The following is a 17,436-nucleotide window of genomic DNA, read 5'->3' as shown; positions in this document are numbered from 1 at the left end:
TACATACGGTCTGCATTGTTGCAGGCTTAAGTTAAAGTGCTATAACATAAAGTGCACCTAAGTTACGGAAATTGATAGAAAAATGGGGATTTTGGGTTTCTTGGAGCGGAATACGAAGCCCCTTTTAGGGCTCGATATCAGCTCAACGTCTGTGAAATTACTGGAACTGAGTCGCCAGGGGGACCGTTATCGCGTAGAAAGTTATGCGGTAAAAGCGCTTCCCCCCAACGCCGTGGTGGAAAAAAACATCAACGAAGTAGAGGCGGTTGGTGAAGCACTCAGGAGTGTCGTCAAACAGTCCAGCTCTCGAGCCAAGGACGCCGCTGTGGCAGTGGCCGGCTCAGCTGTGATTACCAAAATGATTGAGATGCCGGGTGGTATGAGCGAAGAGGTACTGGAAACCCAGATTACCCTTGAGGCTGATCAATATATCCCCTACCCCCTCGAAGAGGTGGCTCTTGATTTCGAAGTTCAGGGAATCTCCGAGAGCAATCCCGAGCAGGTTGATGTATTGCTGGCGGCTTGTCGAAGAGAGAACGTCGATCTGCGCGTGACAGCGTTGGAGCTGGCGAATCTCAATCCCAAGGTAGTGGATGTTGAAGCTTATACGATGGAGCGTGCCTTTGGTCTTATCTCCGAGCAGTTCGAAGATCAGGAAGACCAAGTGGTGGCGATTCTCGATATAGGCTCCACAATGACGACCCTCAGTGTGCTGGTAGGAGGCAAAACGGTCTATACCCGCGAGCAGCTGTTTGGTGGCAAGCAGTTAACGGAGGAGATTCAACGTCGTTATGGCCTGTCGGTGGAAGAAGCGGGCCTGGCCAAAAAACAGGGTGGCCTTCCGGATGACTACGAAACCGAGGTGCTCGATCCCTTCAAGGATGCGGTTGTTCAACAAGTAACCCGTTCTCTGCAGTTCTTCTTTTCCTCAAGCCAGTACAACGATGTGGACCATATTGTGCTCGCGGGTGGCGTCGCTTCTCTGGAGGGGCTGGGCGGTTTGATCAGTGAGAAACTGGGCACTCCGGTCAGCGTGGCCAACCCGTTTGCCAACATGAGTGTGTCACCCAAAGTCAATGCGACGGCACTGGCGAGTGACGCCCCGGCTTTGATGATCGCCGCCGGATTGGCGATGAGGAGCTTTGACTGATGGCCAAGATTAATTTACTCCCCTGGCGGGACGAATTCAGGCGGCAAAAACAGCAGGAATTCCTCACTATTCTCGGTTCTGTGGCGGTGGTCGCAGCCGTGGGTTGTTATATCTGGATCAGCATTATTAATGGCGCCATTGATGACCAAAAACAGCGTAACGCCATGTTGGAGACCGAGATTGCTGCGCTCAATGCCAAGGTTGAGGAAATTCGCAAGCTCAAGCAACGCCGTGAGGAGCTGTTGGCCCGAATGAAAGTGATCCAGGGGTTACAAGGTGAGCGCCCCGTTATCGTTCGCTACTTTGATGATCTGGTTAGGGCCGTGCCAGAGGGCATCTTCCTGCACTCGGTGGATCGCAAAGGTAACAACATCAGCATTAAAGGTGTCACCGAGTCCAACGTTCGGGTTTCAGCGTTTATGCGCAACCTGGATGAGTCGGAGTGGTTTAGTGATCCTAACCTGAAATCCGTCAAAGCGGCTCCCAGCTTTGGAGAGCAGGCCAGCGAGTTTATTCTGAGCTTTCAGGCCAGCAAGCCCAAAGAATCCGAGGACGGCTCGGATGCCAAGTCGGCAGCGAAACGGGGGTAGGCAATCATGGCTTTGCAAGACGTAATTGACCAGCTTAATGACTTCGATATCAACGATATCGACTGGACTCGAATGGGGGTTTGGCCCGTTGCAGCCAAGGTTGTCACTTGTGCTCTCGTGGTGATTGCACTGGCGGCAGGTACCTACTTTATGTTCATCAAAGAGCTCAATATGCAGCTCAAGCGAGAGCAGGCTCAGGAAGAGCAACTGCGAACGTCATTCAAGGCGAAAGCCTTTCAGGCGGCTAACCTGGAGGCCTATCGCGAGCAGATGAAGGAAATGGAGAAGTCCTTTGGAGTGCTGGTCGCGCAGCTTCCCAGTGACACAGAGGTACCTGGTCTGCTCGAAGATATCGATGAAAAAGGGGCTGACAGCGGTCTCACGATCAACAGTATTGATCTCAGAGCGGAGCAGACAGCCGAATTCTATATTGAGTTGCCGATTTCGGTGAGAGTGACCGGGCCCTATCACGATTTTGGTACCTTTGTCAGCGGCGTGGCTGGTATGCCCCGTATCGTCACATTGCACGATTATAAAATCACCAAAAGTACCCAAAGGTCGGGGATGCTGGACATGACCATTCTGGCGAAAACGTATCGCTATAAGAGCAAGGATGAGTGATGATGTTGCTGCAGAGACAATTTCGTCGCCTGTTTAAGGGGTTGTTATTACTATCTCCCCTGGTGCTGGTGGCCTGTGGTGGTTCCGGCAAGCACCAGGACCTGCGCGATTTTATTGAGGAGACAAAACGTCGCCCGGCCGGCCAGATTGAGCCTTTGCCGCCGTTTGTGCCCTACGAGAGCTTTTCTTACAGCGCGATGACACTGCGCAGCCCCTTTGATCCGCCTGTGGATGATGTCCAACATATGGTGGTGGGAAAGTCCTCCAATGTTAAACCGGATGTGACTCGGGAGCGTGAGTTCCTGGAAGGCTTTAATATTGCCGGCCTGAAGATGGTCGGAACTCTGCGAGGTTCCGATACCCTCTGGGCTTTAATCGATGATGGCGAAGGTGGGATTCACCGGGTAACTGACGGTAACTACCTGGGTAAAAATCACGGTCGCATCATCAATACAAGTGAACGTCAGATAGACTTGATCGAAATCGTACCAAATGGTGTTGACGGTTGGGTGGAGCGCCCACAAGTCCTACAAATTGAAGAGAAGGAATAGCCACCATGTTGAGACTGCAGCTAAGACAGGGCCAGCGCAGAGGGCTGATGGCCATGGGAATGGTGATGCTTGCCGCACTTCTGATGCCCGGGTTGATCCATGCGGGCACGCTACAGGACATTCGCTTCGCCGAGTTGCCGGGTGATCGCTTCGAGGTGAGGCTTGACTTCGACAGCCTGCCGGGAGAACCGACAGGTTACACCATTGAGCAACCGGCTCGTATTGTGCTCGATTTTGCCGAAGTGGAAAGTGCCTTACAGCAACGCAAGTTCCCGCTGTCGTTTGAAAACGCCAAGTCCGTAGTTGTGCTCAGCAGCAATAATCGAACCCGTCTTATCCTCAATCTAAATGAGCTCACAGCCTATTCCACCCGCTTGGATGGCGAGTCCTTTGTTGTTGAGGTGGGAACTCGTCAGGTGGCGGAGTATCTGCAAAAGTCTCCAAGTTATACGGAATCCATCACCTCCAAGGTCAGTGAGCACAGTCAATCCATCAAATCGATCGATTTTCGTCGCGGCGAGTCTGGTGAGGGTAAAGTCATCGTGGATCTGAGTGATCCCGCGGTGAATATCGATGTAGAGCAGAAAGGCGGCAGTATTTTTGTTTCTTTCCTGCAGACACAGCTGCCACAGGAGTTGCGTCGCAGTCTGGATGTGTTGGACTTTGCCACACCGGTCAGCCATATCATTGCCAATTATGATGGCAGCAGCTCGACATTGGAGGTCAAAGCAGGCGGAGATTACGATTACCTGGCTTACCAGACCGACAATACCTACGTTATCAGCGTTAAGCCTCTTTCTGAAACCGAGCTCGAAGAGAAGAAATCCCGCTTTATGTTTGTTGGCGAAAAACTCTCGCTCAACTTTCAGGATATTCAGGTGCGTTCGGTGCTTCAGTTGATCGCGGACTTCACCGAACTGAACCTGGTTGCCAGTGATACCGTCAGCGGCAGCATCACTCTGCGCCTTGATAATGTGCCCTGGGATCAGGCGCTGGATCTTGTGCTGAAGACCAAAGGCCTGGACAAGCGTCAGGTCGGCAATGTGATGATGGTGGCGCCGGCTGCGGAAATCGCCGAACGCGAACGTCAAGAGCTGGAAACCAAACGCCAGCTGCAGGAGCTCGCGCCCCTTTATACCGAATATATCCGGGTTCGATACGCCAGCGCGGAAGAGCTGTTTAAGCTCTTTACCAGCGATGAAGATGGCGGCGGCGGAGGCGGAGGTGGTGGCCGCGGTGGTTCTGGCGGTGATGGTACCAGTACTGCCAGCATTCTCTCGGAGCGTGGTAGTGCCATTGTAGATGAACGCACCAACTCGATTATCCTGACGGATACCGCCGAAAAGATTGCGGAATTCCGTAAACTGATTGAACAGGTGGATATTCCCATTCGCCAGGTCATGATCGAAGCTCGGATCGTGATTGCCAACTCAGATTTTCGCAAGGAAATGGGTGTCAAGTGGGGGGGCATTGCGGCAGACACCCCAGGCGGTTCTTTCGTCAATGTGGGCGGTTCGCACGAGTCACTGGACAGTGAACCGGGCTCTCCGGGTGAGTTCTTCTTTGATGGAGGGACTACAGACATCGATGAAAACCTTGCCGTTGACCTTGGCGTTGCCAATCCCGCAGGAAGCCTGGCAATGAGCTTTATCAACGACAATGTCTTGTTGACCATGGAGATTTCTGCACTGCAAGATGCCGGTCACGCTGAAATCGTGTCTCAGCCCAAAGTTATCACGGGTGACAAGCAAAAAGCGCATATTGAATCCGGAACGGAAATCCCCTTCCAGGAGGCTTCCTCTAGTGGTGCGACTTCAACTTCTTTTAAAGAGGCTGTACTCAAGTTGGATGTGACCCCTCAGATCACGCCTGATGATCACATTATTATGGATCTGAAGATCAACCAGGATTCCGTGGGTGAAATTGTCCCGGGCAGCAATATCCCTACTATCGACGTTACTGAACTGCAGACGCAGGTACTGGTAGCCAATGGTCAGACGGTTGTACTTGGCGGTATCTTCCAGACCAACGAGGTCGAAAGTGAAGTAAAAGTACCTTTCCTTGGTGATCTGCCTTATATGGGACGGCTGTTTCGCCAGGATATACGCAGCGAAAACAAGCGTGAACTGCTGATCTTTATTACCCCCAAAATCCTAGCAGACGATCTGGTTAAATGATGTATGACTAGACGCAGTCTTGTCCTTGTCGGCCCCATGGGGGCCGGCAAGTCCACCATTGGCAAGCTGGTTGCCGCACAATTAAGTCTCCCTTTCGTTGATACTGACCGAGTGATAGAAGAGCGCACAGGCGCGGATATCCCCTGGATTTTTGATGTTGAAGGTGAAGAGGGATTTCGCCAGCGTGAAACTTCAGTTCTGGGAGATTTACTGGTTGGAGAAGCCATTGTGTTAGCAACGGGTGGCGGTATTGTCACCCGCGAGCAGAACCGCAAGCTGTTGGAAGACGACAGTCTGGTGGTTTATCTCACGGCTTCTATCGATCAGTTGGTAGAGCGGACCTACAAGGATAAAAAGCGCCCCTTGTTACAGGTGGCGGATCCCGAAGCCAAAATCCGGTCTCTGATTGCGGAGCGTCATCCTCTGTATGAGCAGGTCGCCGACGTGGTGGTTCAAACCGACCGGCGCAGCCCCAAGGCTGTTGCCAACGAGATAGCCCAGTTCTACCACCGTTCCTGAATCTGCCTGCGCTCTGTGATAACATCCCGTCATTTAGAAGACGGGCTGGGAATACAACGCCATGGGCACTTTGACGGTCGATCTCGGTGATCGAAGCTATCCAATTTATGTCGGTCAGAACCTGCTGGGTGACGAACAGTGGATACGTCCACACATCAAAGGCAATCAAGTCTGCGTGGTAACCAACGAGACCATAGCGCCGCTGTATCTGGACAAGGTTGTTCAGTCTTTACAGGGGCTGCAGGTCTCTACTGTTGTGCTGCCCGACGGTGAGAGCCACAAAAATCTCGAAGTCCTGTCCCGGATCTTTGACCAGCTGCTCAGTGAGCGCCACAACCGCACCACAACTCTGATTGCGTTGGGTGGAGGCGTTGTGGGCGATATGACGGGTTTTGCCGCCGCCAGTTACCAGCGCGGTGTGGACTTTGTACAAATTCCGACCACGCTGCTGGCGCAAGTGGATTCCTCCGTAGGGGGCAAGACCGGTGTTAATCATCCACTTGGGAAAAACATGATTGGGGCCTTTCACCAGCCCAATGCCGTGATTATCGATACAGACGTACTTGGCAGTCTGCCTCAAAGGGAGTTGTCGGCAGGTATCGCAGAAGTGATCAAATACGGTTTAATTGCGGATGCCCCCTTTTTCGAGTGGCTGGAATCCAATATCGCCCGTTTGATGGCCTGTGATGCCGAGGCCCTAGCCTATTCGATTGAGCGCTCCTGTCAGAATAAAGCCGACGTTGTTGCCAAGGACGAGCGAGAAGGCGGCATTCGCGCCATTCTCAATCTCGGGCATACTTTTGGCCATGCCATTGAAACAGCCCAGGGTTACGGGGAGTGGCTGCATGGAGAGGCAGTGGCGGCTGGCATGGTGATGGCGGTTGACTTGTCGATTCGCGAGGGATGGCTCCCGCAAAGCGTGCAAACGCGTTTGGTTGAACTTCTTAACCTGTCCAAGCTGCCGACCAAATCACCCGATGATATGGACGAGGAACAGTTTCTGTCGCTGATGTCTGTGGATAAAAAAGTGCTTGATGGTCAACTGCGTTTGGTGTTGTTGAAGGCCCTGGGAGAGGCCGTTGTCAGTCAGGACTTTTCAGTGGACAATCTGCGCCAGACATTGCTTCACTGCTGAACTACACCAGTCACATGGAGTTGAGTGTCTATGACCTCAGAGAAAGGTGATCGTGAACCCTTGAGGGAGCTTGCCCAAGCGCCCCATCTGGAACATTTTCATTTATTCGCTGACCCTTTTTCTGAAGGGGCTATCGACACCTATTATGAGGGCGCTGAGCGAGGTGAGTTACTGGACCAGGTGGTCCATCTGTGCCAGTTCAGTAGCAGTGTGGTTGTGGTTGCAGGTGCCAACGGCTGTGGTCGCAGCCGCTTTAGATTGCAATTGGCATCCTCGCTCGAGCCCCACTTTCGTGTTTGTACCCTGGACGCTCAATTGCTCTTTGGGCCGGAGCAGTTTCTGATTCAGTTGGCGACAGCACTGGGGTGTGAAGTCAGTGCTCAAGCCAGCGTGGCTGATATGCAGACAGCCATCCGCGATGCCCTGCAGACTTCCCAGCCCAAATTATTGCTACTCGATGATGCCCACCTGCTGGAAGATGCAGTCTTGAGTGCACTGCTGGGTATTATCGAGCCTGAAGAACAAATCCCACCTCTGCCCATGGTCTTGTTTGGTGACGAGCAACTGGTGGTCAGGTTAGATGCCTGCAACCGACAAGGCACTTTGCTGCACGATCTCTATCTTGCCCCCATGGATCGTGCTCAGCTCGGAGAATACTTGCTGGCGAGGCTGACCGCCTGTGGTTGGAAACGTGAGCTGCCTTTTACCGCTGAACAGCTGACCGCCCTGTGGCAAGCGTCCCGGGGGCTGCCCGGCGCTGTCCATCAATTGGCCGACGAGCAACTCAAAAAACTGGCGCTGTTGCCTGAGCCAACTGGCAACAAAGGACTACCTGTCGGCCATCTGGTGGCGGTAGTGGTCTTGGTAGCTGCTCTCATCATGGCCTTCTTCTATAAGGATGCTTGGCAAGAGGGGGATCCACCTAATCGGCTTATCAGCCACAGCGATTCAGCCAAAGCAGCAGTCTCCTCTGCGGAGAATGCCTCCGATCTGGTTGGGGCTGAGCCCTCAGCGAATAAAGAGCCTTCAGCGGATAAAGAGCCTTCAGTGGATAAAGAGCCTTCAGCGAATAAAGAGCCTTCAGCGGATAAAGGGCCTTCAGCGGATAAAGGGCCTTCAGCGGATAAAGAGCCCTCAGTGGATAAAGAGCCCTCTGCCAATATAGAGCCCTCAACCAGAGCAGTGCCTTCAGCCAGTGAACAGCAGCCATCACGGGATAACGAACCCTCAACCGGCCAATCCGCCAAACCTCTGTTGGCCGACAATAAGCCCGCACAGCCGTTGGAGGCCGCAAGCTCAACCGAGCAAGTTATCACCAACAATCTCAATCCATTCGAAACACCTCAAAAGGTGCCGGTTCGTCCTCCTGGGCCCGCGATCGAGGAAAATCCCCAGCTTTCACCTCCGGAGCAGTCTTCCCTATCCGAATACAGTCCAGATGAGCGCCAATTGCTCTCCTTGCCTGAGGATCACTATCTATTGCAAATCATGGCAGCTTCTTCACGGGATTCTGTGATCGCTTATATGGGTCGACAACCAAACCGTGACCAGTTAAGGATGTTTCGGTCAATTCGCAGTGGTCGTCCCTGGTTTGTGGTGGTGACGGGAAACTTCGCCAATCTGCCTGTGGCCAGACAAGCCATCCAAAATCTGCCCACGCAACAGCAAAATGCCGGTCCCTGGCCCAGAAAAGTCAGTGCTGTGCAGGACAAGATTAGGTCAGTTCGACGCAATTAGCATACTTTTCGCCGCATATCCCCTTTTTGTCTGGGATATGGCAGGCATTCATTCTTGCCAAGTGCCATTCAAGCGGGTAATATTCTGCGCCCATTTGCCAAAGAGCCCCTCACAGACAGGGGCTTTTTTGTCTGAGGCCTGATTATAGAAGGCTTCCGACGGTGATAAAGATTCTTTAGTTATCATGAGAGACAGCGTATGACCACTGGCCTCTACCAGCTTGACGAGTTCAAAGACAACTGCGGATTCGGTCTTATTGCCCACCTTGAAGGCGAGACGAGTCACCGGTTGCTGACAACCGCCATTGAATCACTGACCTGCATGACGCATCGCGGTGGCATTGCCGCCGATGGTAAGACCGGCGACGGCTGTGGCCTGTTGATGCAAAAGCCCGACAGTTTCCTCCGTGGCGTGGCCAAACAGGAGCTGGGCGTGGAGCTGGGCGACGCCTATGGTGTGGGCTCGATCATGCTTTCCCGCGACGAGTCAGTGGCTGCCGCCGCTCGCACTATTGTTGAGGAAGAGCTCCAGGCCCAGGGCCTCAAGGCCATCGGCTGGCGCACGGTGCCGACGGATTCCTCCTGCCTGGGCCCTATTGCCCTGGACAGCCTGCCGCAGTTCAGCCATCTCTTTATCGAGTCGACTGAGTCTGCCACTGAGCAGGAATTGACCGCCAAGCTGTTTATGGCACGCCGCCTGGCAGAGAAAAGACTGCAGGACGACAAGAGTTTCTATATCGCCAGTTTGAGCGCCAGTGTTATCTCCTATAAAGGGTTGATGATGCCGGTGGACATTCCCAAGTTCTTCCTGGATCTGGCCAACCCTGAGCTGGAAACCGCCATTTGTGTGTTCCACCAGCGTTTCTCCACCAACACCATGCCGCAGTGGCCGTTGGCCCAACCGTTTCGTATGTTGGCCCACAACGGTGAAATCAATACCGTTATGGGTAACCGTAACTGGTCTGTCGCCCGTACTCCCAAGTTCACCAGCGAGTTGCTGCCGAACCTGGAACAGGTGACTCCTTTGGTAAACCGCACTGGTTCCGACTCCTCCAGCCTCGACAACATGTTGGAGATTCTGCTGACCGGCGGTATGGAGCTTCACAGAGCCGTACGCATGCTGGTGCCACCCGCCTGGCAGAATGTGGAGCACATGGACCCGGATCTGCGAGCCTTTTACGAATATAATTCAATGCACGTCGAGCCCTGGGATGGCCCGGCGGGTCTGGTGATTACTGATGGCCGTTATGCGGTATGTACCCTCGACCGCAATGGGCTGCGTCCTTCCCGCTGGGTGATTACCAAAGATGGCTTCATTACCGTCGCATCGGAAGTGGGCACCTATGACTACAAGCCGGAAGATGTGGTTGCCAAAGGTCGTCTGGGCCCCGGTCAGATCCTGTCTGTGGACACCCAGACCGGCAAACTCTTCCACACCGAAGATGTGGATAAGCTGCTAAAAGACAGCCAGCCCTACAAAAAGTGGCTTAACGAAAAAGCCACTCGCATCGAATCAACGCTGGAATCGGACGTTGCCGACGAGGCTCTGAGTCGCGAAGAACTCAAGACCTACATGAAAATGTTCCAGGTGTCTTTCGAGGAGCGCGACCAGGTATTGCGTCCGCTGGCCGAAGGTGGTCAGGAAGCTGTGGGTTCAATGGGAGACGATACCCCCATGGCGGTTCTTTCTGCCAAGGAACGCAGCGTTTACGATTACTTCCGACAGCAATTTGCCCAAGTGACCAACCCGCCTATCGATCCGCTGCGTGAAGCGATTGTGATGTCGCTGGAAACCTGTATCGGTCGCGAGTTGTCTGTCTATGAAGAGACACCCAATCACGCCGATCGCATCATTCTGACTTCGCCGGTGCTGTCTCCGGCCAAGTACCAGGCACTGCTGCATGTGGATCGAGAGGGCTATGCGGCACAGCAGTTTGAACTAAGTTACGATCCCGAGCAGCTGAATCTGGAGCAGGCCATCCGCAACCTCACCGACGCCGTTGTCGCCGCTGTGCGTGCCGGTAAGGTGCTGATTGTGCTGTCTGACAAGAAGCTGGAGCAGGGGCTGCTGCCCGTTCACGGCTTGCTGGCCACCGGAGCGGTTCATCACCGTCTGACCGAAGAAGGCCTGCGCTGCGACGCCAATATCATTGTAGAGACCGCCACCGCCCGTGATTCTCACCATGTAGCGACGCTGATTGGCTATGGTGCCACGGCAGTGTACCCGTACCTGAGCTACCAGGTGCTCAACGAGCTGATTGAAACCGGCGAACTGGTGCTGGATACCAATACGGCCTATACCAACTACCGCAAGGGGTTGAACAAAGGTCTGCTGAAGATTCTGTCGAAGATGGGTATCTCCACGATTGCGTCCTATCGTGGTGCCCAGTTGTTCGAGGCCATCGGCCTGGACGAAGACGTTATTGACCTGTGCTTTGCGGGCACTGCCAGTCGCATCAAAGGTGCCGGATTCACTGATCTGGAAGCCGACCAGGCGGCACTGGCCAAGACCGCCTGGGTAGGTCGCAAGCCCATTAATCAGGGTGGCTTGCTGAAGTATGTTCACGGAGAGGAGTATCACGCCTTTAACCCGGACGTTGTCCAGGCGCTGCAGAAGGCAGTAAAGAGTGGCGACTATTCCGCCTGGCGTGATTATTCGGAGCTGGTTAACAACCGTCCGACCGCAACCCTTCGCGATCTGTTGAAAGTGAAAGAAGGTACCGAGGCTATTTCCCTGGACGATGTCGAGCCCATGGAAGCCATTGTGCGTCGCTTCGATTCCGCGGCCATGTCTCTCGGCGCCCTGTCGCCCGAGGCGCATGAGGCTCTGGCTCAGGCCATGAACACGCTTGGCGGTCGCTCCAATTCCGGGGAAGGTGGTGAAGATCCCGCCCGTTTTGGCACCAATAAAGTCTCCAAGATCAAGCAGATTGCCTCTGGCCGCTTCGGTGTGACACCTCACTACCTGGCTAATGCTGAAGTCCTGCAAATCAAGGTGGCTCAAGGGGCCAAGCCTGGTGAAGGCGGGCAGCTGCCCGGCGGCAAGGTCAATAATCTGATTGCACGCTTGCGTTACTCCGTGCCTGGCGTAACCTTGATTTCGCCGCCTCCGCACCACGATATCTACTCGATTGAAGATCTGGCGCAACTGATTTACGACCTCAAGCAGGTCAATCCAAATGCTCTGGTGTCGGTGAAACTGGTGTCCCGTCCGGGTGTTGGCACGATTGCCGCTGGGGTTGCCAAGGCCTATGCCGATCTGATTACCATTTCCGGTTACGACGGTGGTACCGCTGCGAGCCCGCTGACGTCTATCCGTTACGCTGGCTCTCCCTGGGAACTGGGCCTCAGCGAGACTCATCAAACCCTGCGTGCCAATGATCTTCGTGACAAGGTTCGGGTACAGACCGATGGTGGTCTCAAATCTGGCCTGGACGTTATTAAGGCGGCCATACTCGGCGCGGAAAGCTTCGGCTTTGGTACCGCTCCAATGGTGGCGCTGGGTTGTAAGTATCTGCGTATCTGCCACCTTAATAACTGTGCCACCGGTGTCGCCACCCAGAACGACAAGCTGCGTGACGATCACTACATCGGCACCGTTGACATGGCCATGAACTTCTTCAAGTTTGTTGCCGAGGAAGCTCGCGAGTGGATGGCCCGTTTGGGTGTACGCACTCTCGATGAGCTGGTGGGTCGTGTGGATCTGCTGGAAAGCATCGAGGGCGCAACCGACAAACAGTCCAAACTGGACCTCAGCCCCATTGTCTATACCGATGAGCTGCTCGACAGCAAGCCGCAGATCTGTGCGGTGGACAAAAATGAGCCTTACGACAAGGGTGAATGTGCTGAGAGGATGGTGGCCGAAGTATTGCCGGCTATTGAAGCCAAAACCGGCGGCGAGTTCTCATTCAAGATCACTAACTGTGACCGTTCCATCGGAGCTCGCGTCAGCGGCGAGATTGCCAAGCGTTATGGTAATCAGGGCATGAGTGAAGCCCCCATCAAGCTCAATCTCACCGGTATCGCCGGCCAGAGTTTTGGGGTATGGAATGCCGGCGGCCTGGAGTTGTACCTCGAGGGTGATGCCAACGACTACGTCGGTAAAGGCATGGCGGGCGGCAAGATTGTATTGCGCCCACCTCAGGGCTCCGAGTTCAAGACCAACGAAACCAGCATCATGGGTAACACCTGCCTGTACGGTGCAACCGGCGGCAAACTGTTTGCAGCGGGTAGCGCTGGCGAGCGCTGCGGTGTTCGTAATTCTGGCGCCCACGTTGTTGTCGAAGGCGCTGGTGATCACTGCTGTGAATATATGACTGGCGGTGTCGTTACTGTGCTGGGTGATACCGGCGTGAACTTCGGTGCAGGGATGACGGGTGGTTTTGCCTACGTACTTGATCAGAGCAACACCTTTGTCGACAAGTACAACCACGAGTTGATTGAAATTCATCGTATTAACCGTGAAGCACTGGAAGCCCACCGCAATCATCTGCGCGGCATCATTGAAGAGTTTGTGACAGAAACCGGAAGTGCCTGGGGACAGGAGTTGTTGAGTAACTTCGACGACTACATTGGCAAATTCTGGTTGGTTAAACCTAAAGCGGCAGGCCTCGGGCAGCTGCTGGATAACGTCAAGCAGCGTGGCGAGTGATTCGCCACGTCAGATAGAAAAGGCACCGGTTTAACGGCAACAAACGAAACTAGAGATAGAAGCTATGGCTGACCGTTTAAGTAATAACTTTCAGTTTCTGGATGTGGGTCGACAGGACCCCGACAAGAAGGCAATTGAAACCCGCAAAGCTGAATTTGTGGAAATCTACCAGCCTTTTAAAGAAGAGCAGGTTGCCAACCAGGCCCACCGTTGTCTTGAGTGTGGCAACCCCTACTGCGAATGGAAGTGTCCGGTACACAACTTTATTCCCAATTGGCTGAAGCTGATTTCTGAAGGCAACATATTCGAAGCCGCCAACCTCAGCCATCAGACCAACACTCTGCCAGAGGTCTGTGGACGGGTTTGCCCGCAGGATCGTTTGTGCGAGGGTGCCTGTACCTTGAATGATGGCTTTGGCGCAGTGACCATTGGTAACGCAGAAAAGTACATTACCGATACTGCATTTGCCATGGGCTGGAAGCCGGACATGTCCCAGGTGGTATGGACAGACAAGAAAGTCGCCATTATCGGTGCCGGCCCCGCAGGTCTGGGTTGTGCCGATATTCTGGTCCGCAACGGCGTTAAACCGGTTGTGTTTGACCGCTATCCCGAGATCGGTGGTCTGCTGACGTTCGGTATCCCCGAATTCAAACTTGAAAAGTCTGTCATGGTGCGTCGGCGTGAGGTATTTACCGAAATGGGTGTTGAGTTCCGCCTTAACACCGAGATCGGTACGGACGTCACCATGGAAGAATTGCTGCGTGATTACGACGCCGTATTTATGGGCATGGGTACTTATAACTATATGAAGGGTGGCTTCCCGGGCGAAGATCTGCCTGGTGTACACGATGCTCTCCCATTCCTGGTCTCGAACGTCAATCGCAATCTGGGTTTCGAAAAGGATCCGTCCGAGTTCATCAGTGTCGCTGGCCAAAAAGTTGTGGTTCTGGGTGGTGGAGATACCGCAATGGATTGTAACCGCACCTCGATTCGCCAGCAGGCCGAGAGTGTGAAGTGTGCCTACCGTCGTGACGAGGAGAATATGCCGGGCTCCAAGCGAGAGGTGACTAACGCTCGTGAGGAAGGGGTTGAGTTCCTGTTCAATCGCCAACCGATTGCTATAGTTGGTGATGGCAAGGTCGAAGGTGTTAAGGTGGTCACCACTCAGCTGGGCGAACCCGATGAAAACGGTCGTCGCCGCCCCGAACCCATTGAGGGCAGTGAAGAGATTCTGCCCGCTGATGTGGTGCTGATCGCCTTTGGTTTCCGTCCCAGCCCGGAACCCTGGTTTGAAGAACATCAGATCAAGGTCAATGATTGGGGTGGCGTGGAAGCACCAGAGGCTCAGGAATTCAAGTTCCAGACCAGCAACCCGAAAGTCTTTGCTGGTGGTGATATGGTGCGCGGCTCGGATCTGGTGGTTACCGCCATATGGGAAGGCCGAGAGGCCGCCGAGGGTATTCTGGATTATCTTCAAGTCTGATCAGTCTTGAAACCATAGAAAAACCCGCATTAGCGGGTTTTTTCGTTTCTGGGGGAAATATTCCCCTCGGGACTTGATCCCGGGCTTCACGTACAATGTGCGACAGTTGAATGTAGCCAGTTTGAATCCCTGAGGTCCCATGTCAGAACTGAAGAATGATCGATTTCTCCGCGCACTGCTCAAGCAGCCCGTGGATATCACCCCTGTCTGGATGATGCGCCAGGCCGGCCGCTATCTGCCGGAATACCGTGCCACCCGTGCCAAGGCCGGTGATTTTATGAGCCTGTGCATGAATCCGGAAATGGCTTGCGAAGTGACCCTGCAGCCGCTGGATCGTTACCCGCAGCTCGATGCGGCGATTCTGTTTTCAGACATCCTGACGATTCCCGATGCCATGGGGCTGGGGCTTTACTTTGAAACCGGCGAAGGGCCGCGATTCAAAAAGTCTGTCACCACTGCCGCCGATATCGAGGCACTGCCCGTAGTCGATACGCTCAAGGACCTCAGTTATGTGACCGATGCCGTTGCCACTATTCGCCGAGAGTTGAACGGGCGTGTGCCCCTGATTGGCTTTACCGGCAGCCCTTGGACGCTGGCAACCTATATGGTAGAGGGGGGCTCCTCCAAAGATTATCGTCGCACCAAGGCGATGCTGTATGACCAGCCGGCAGTACTGCACCTGTTACTGGATAAACTGGTGTTATCCATCACCGATTACTTGAATGAGCAGATTAGAGCCGGCGCCCAGGCAGTTCAGATTTTCGATTCCTGGGGGGGAGCACTGAGCTATGCGGCGTATCAGGAGTTTTCGCTAAATCCCATGAAACGGATTATCGAAGGGTTGATCAAAGAACATGACGGCCGTCAGATCCCTGTCATTCTGTTTACCAAGGGCGGCGGCCAGTGGTTGGAGCTGATGGTTGATAGCGGTGCCACAGCACTTGGGCTCGACTGGACCTGTGATATCGGTCACGCCCGCCGCCGGGTGGGGGATAAAGTCGCCCTGCAGGGCAATATGGACCCAGCGGTACTCTATGCCAAACCAGAGCGTATACGTGAGGAAGTGGCCAGCATCCTCAAGGCCTATGGCAATGGCAGTGGCCATGTATTCAATCTTGGTCATGGGGTGACCCCGGAAGTGGATCCGGCCCATGCCGGCGCTTTCTTTGAGGCGGTGCATGAACTCTCCGGCGCCTATCACCAGGCCTAATAACTGATCGTCATATGCTCACTTGTAGAACCTCAACCCATCGCACAGAATAGAGAGAGAACGACTCAGACACTGGCTGAAATGTGAACGGCAGCAAAAGGGAATTAACACGCAAAGTTATACTGTGAGTCATCAAAAGGGATCTCCGATCGCCGCAGAGAGTACCCAGAGTACGGATCCGGGCGGAGATTTCAGTGGTCATGACTTAGAATGAGTATAGCGGGGTGTTCCTGTGAATGGTGGAGCGGTTGCAGTGGGCATTAAACAAATCAAGGTGAATGTCAGCGAGCTGACGATCGGGATGTTTGTCTCAAGCCTGGATCGTCCCTGGGCGCAAACGCCCTTCCCTCTCCAGGGCTTTTATATCCGCAACGTGGATGATATCCGCGACCTGAAAGCCCATTGCCAGCATGTTTATATTGACGTGGTTAAAGGTTCAGGGCCAGTTGCCACCAACCTCAAAACTCTGGCGCGGGAGCCCAAAAGTCGTGGTACGCGACCTTTGCGTAGCAGTAAGGTCAGTATGGATGTGGCCCCACTCAAAATAAGGCACAACTCCTATCCGCAGATTAGCGAACCGGTTCAAAAGGAGGCCAGGCAGGCCCGCCAACTGCATCAGTCTGTTTTCAAAAGCCTGGGCGATGTGATGGGTAACCTCGAACAAGGCAATACGGTCCATGTTCAGGAAACGAAACGCGTTGCCAGCGAGATGGTGGACAGCGTACTGCGAAATCCCGATGCATTTAGCTGGTTGTCACGGGTTAAGGAGATAGACGAGCACACCTACAGCCACTCCTTGAGATCGGCAGTCTGGGCGATTATCTTCGGGCGCCATATCGGCATGAGCAAACGGGATCTGGACACACTGGCCATGGGTGTTCTTCTTAAAGATGTGGGTAAGACAAAAATTGATCCACACTTGTTGGAAAACACAGATCGTACCGAGGAAGAAGAGCGTCAATACGAACGTTTTGTTGAATTAGGGGCTGATATCTTGCGAGAAACCCCTAACGTAGAACCCCGCGTGGTGGCGGTGGTAAAAAACCATTGTGAACGGGTAAATGGCAGCGGATTCCCCCAGCAGCTGCGCGGTGACAAGATTCCGTTGTTGGGTAAAGTCGCCGGTATTGTCACCTTTTATGATGAGAATACCAATCCTCGCGGACAGGCCTATCCTCTGTCGCCATCAAAAGCCGTGGCCAAACTCTACGAATGCCGGGATCGGGAGTTTCAGGAAGAACTGGTAGTGGAGTTTATCCGGGCCATTGGTCTCTATCCTACCGGTACACTGGTGGAATTGAATACCGGCGAAGTCGCCGTTGTGGTGGAGCAAAATTTTAAGCGTCGGCTCAAGCCCAAAGTGATGGTGGTGACGGATGCCTGCAAGCGGCCGATTGCCAAACACAGCCTGGTGGATCTGGCGGAAGATGAAAGCAAGAAGCAGGCTTTGGTGGATAGCGGCAAAAAGCGCTTTGACGAGGTCGATAAGGTCGAGATTGTACGGGATCTCGAACCCAGTGCTTTCGACGTTGATATTGCCGCCGTGCGCGATAGTTATCTGTTCAGCCCCGAAAAAAAGAAAGGCCTGTTTTCTTTTCTTCGAGGCAAGTAAC

Annotated in this window: 12 protein-coding genes; all 12 read left to right on the top strand. The window is 53.8% G+C overall.

Annotated elements, in window-relative coordinates; genetic code table 11:
- The first annotated feature begins 82 nt into the window (after positions 1 to 82).
- The 12 genes from HBA55_RS07110 to HBA55_RS07055 all read left to right on the top strand — a co-directional run bounded on the left by HBA55_RS07110 (position 83) and on the right by HBA55_RS07055 (position 17,435).
- On the top strand, positions 83 to 1,150 hold the full coding sequence (locus HBA55_RS07110) for a pilus assembly protein PilM (RefSeq protein ID WP_166988830.1): 1,068 nt from the start codon (positions 83 to 85) through the stop codon (positions 1,148 to 1,150).
- Positions 1,150 to 1,740 (top strand): PilN domain-containing protein, encoded by a 591-nt coding sequence (locus tag HBA55_RS07105; RefSeq protein ID WP_166988828.1) that lies wholly within the window; start codon positions 1,150 to 1,152, stop codon positions 1,738 to 1,740. The genes HBA55_RS07110 and HBA55_RS07105 overlap by 1 nt, the downstream gene beginning before the upstream one ends.
- A gap of 6 nt (positions 1,741 to 1,746) precedes the next feature.
- The gene (locus HBA55_RS07100; RefSeq protein ID WP_166988826.1) at positions 1,747 to 2,361 is read left to right on the top strand and encodes a type IV pilus inner membrane component PilO; all 615 of its coding nucleotides are present in this window, start codon (positions 1,747 to 1,749) and stop codon (positions 2,359 to 2,361) included.
- On the top strand, positions 2,361 to 2,912 hold the full coding sequence (locus tag HBA55_RS07095) for a pilus assembly protein PilP (RefSeq protein WP_338109370.1): 552 nt from the start codon (positions 2,361 to 2,363) through the stop codon (positions 2,910 to 2,912). The genes HBA55_RS07100 and HBA55_RS07095 overlap by 1 nt, the downstream gene beginning before the upstream one ends.
- Positions 2,913 to 2,917: 5 nt before the next feature.
- Positions 2,918 to 5,089 (top strand): type IV pilus secretin PilQ, encoded by a 2,172-nt coding sequence (locus tag HBA55_RS07090; RefSeq protein ID WP_240945943.1) that lies wholly within the window; start codon positions 2,918 to 2,920, stop codon positions 5,087 to 5,089.
- Positions 5,090 to 5,092: 3 nt separating this feature from the next.
- A complete protein-coding gene (aroK, locus tag HBA55_RS07085) occupies positions 5,093 to 5,608 on the top strand; it encodes a shikimate kinase AroK (protein WP_166988824.1) in 516 nt (171 codons plus the stop codon).
- A gap of 61 nt (positions 5,609 to 5,669) precedes the next feature.
- Entirely contained in the window at positions 5,670 to 6,743 is a 1,074-nt protein-coding gene (gene aroB, locus HBA55_RS07080; RefSeq protein WP_166988822.1) for a 3-dehydroquinate synthase, read from the top strand.
- A gap of 30 nt (positions 6,744 to 6,773) precedes the next feature.
- Positions 6,774 to 8,480, top strand: a complete 1,707-nt coding sequence (locus HBA55_RS07075) for an AAA family ATPase (protein ID WP_166988820.1) — start codon at positions 6,774 to 6,776, stop codon at positions 8,478 to 8,480.
- A gap of 198 nt (positions 8,481 to 8,678) precedes the next feature.
- Positions 8,679 to 13,130, top strand: a complete 4,452-nt coding sequence (gene gltB, locus HBA55_RS07070) for a glutamate synthase large subunit (protein ID WP_166988818.1) — start codon at positions 8,679 to 8,681, stop codon at positions 13,128 to 13,130.
- A gap of 64 nt (positions 13,131 to 13,194) precedes the next feature.
- Positions 13,195 to 14,613, top strand: a complete 1,419-nt coding sequence (locus tag HBA55_RS07065; protein WP_166988816.1) for an FAD-dependent oxidoreductase — start codon at positions 13,195 to 13,197, stop codon at positions 14,611 to 14,613.
- A 139-nt stretch (positions 14,614 to 14,752) separates the two neighbouring features.
- Complete coding sequence (gene hemE / locus HBA55_RS07060; protein WP_166988813.1) at positions 14,753 to 15,823, top strand: uroporphyrinogen decarboxylase; 1,071 nt, start codon at positions 14,753 to 14,755, stop codon at positions 15,821 to 15,823.
- 253 nt (positions 15,824 to 16,076) lie between these two features.
- Positions 16,077 to 17,435: a DUF3391 domain-containing protein gene (locus HBA55_RS07055; protein ID WP_166988811.1), complete on the top strand. Its 1,359-nt coding sequence runs from the start codon at positions 16,077 to 16,079 to the stop codon at positions 17,433 to 17,435.
- Position 17,436: the final 1 nt, after the last annotated feature.

Source organism: Pseudomaricurvus alkylphenolicus (genome assembly GCF_011683955.1).
Taxonomy (GTDB): domain Bacteria; phylum Pseudomonadota; class Gammaproteobacteria; order Pseudomonadales; family Cellvibrionaceae; genus Pseudomaricurvus; species Pseudomaricurvus alkylphenolicus.
Note: the sequence above shows the minus strand (reverse complement) of the source record. Positions and strands in the feature narration are given on the sequence as shown.

Excerpts from the sequence above, each read along its gene's own strand:
- HBA55_RS07090 (WP_240945943.1), top strand. The coding sequence starts at position 2,918 with ATGTTGAGACTGCAGCTAAGACAGGGCCAGCGCAGAGGGCTGATGGCC.
- HBA55_RS07095 (WP_338109370.1), top strand. The coding sequence starts at position 2,361 with ATGATGTTGCTGCAGAGACAATTTCGTCGCCTGTTTAAGGGGTTGTTA.
- aroB (WP_166988822.1), top strand. The coding sequence starts at position 5,670 with ATGGGCACTTTGACGGTCGATCTCGGTGATCGAAGCTATCCAATTTAT.
- gltB (WP_166988818.1), top strand. The coding sequence starts at position 8,679 with ATGACCACTGGCCTCTACCAGCTTGACGAGTTCAAAGACAACTGCGGA.
- hemE (WP_166988813.1), top strand. The coding sequence starts at position 14,753 with ATGTCAGAACTGAAGAATGATCGATTTCTCCGCGCACTGCTCAAGCAG.
- HBA55_RS07110 (WP_166988830.1), top strand. The coding sequence starts at position 83 with ATGGGGATTTTGGGTTTCTTGGAGCGGAATACGAAGCCCCTTTTAGGG.
- HBA55_RS07105 (WP_166988828.1), top strand. The coding sequence starts at position 1,150 with ATGGCCAAGATTAATTTACTCCCCTGGCGGGACGAATTCAGGCGGCAA.
- HBA55_RS07100 (WP_166988826.1), top strand. The coding sequence starts at position 1,747 with ATGGCTTTGCAAGACGTAATTGACCAGCTTAATGACTTCGATATCAAC.
- aroK (WP_166988824.1), top strand. The coding sequence starts at position 5,093 with ATGACTAGACGCAGTCTTGTCCTTGTCGGCCCCATGGGGGCCGGCAAG.
- HBA55_RS07075 (WP_166988820.1), top strand. The coding sequence starts at position 6,774 with ATGACCTCAGAGAAAGGTGATCGTGAACCCTTGAGGGAGCTTGCCCAA.
- HBA55_RS07065 (WP_166988816.1), top strand. The coding sequence starts at position 13,195 with ATGGCTGACCGTTTAAGTAATAACTTTCAGTTTCTGGATGTGGGTCGA.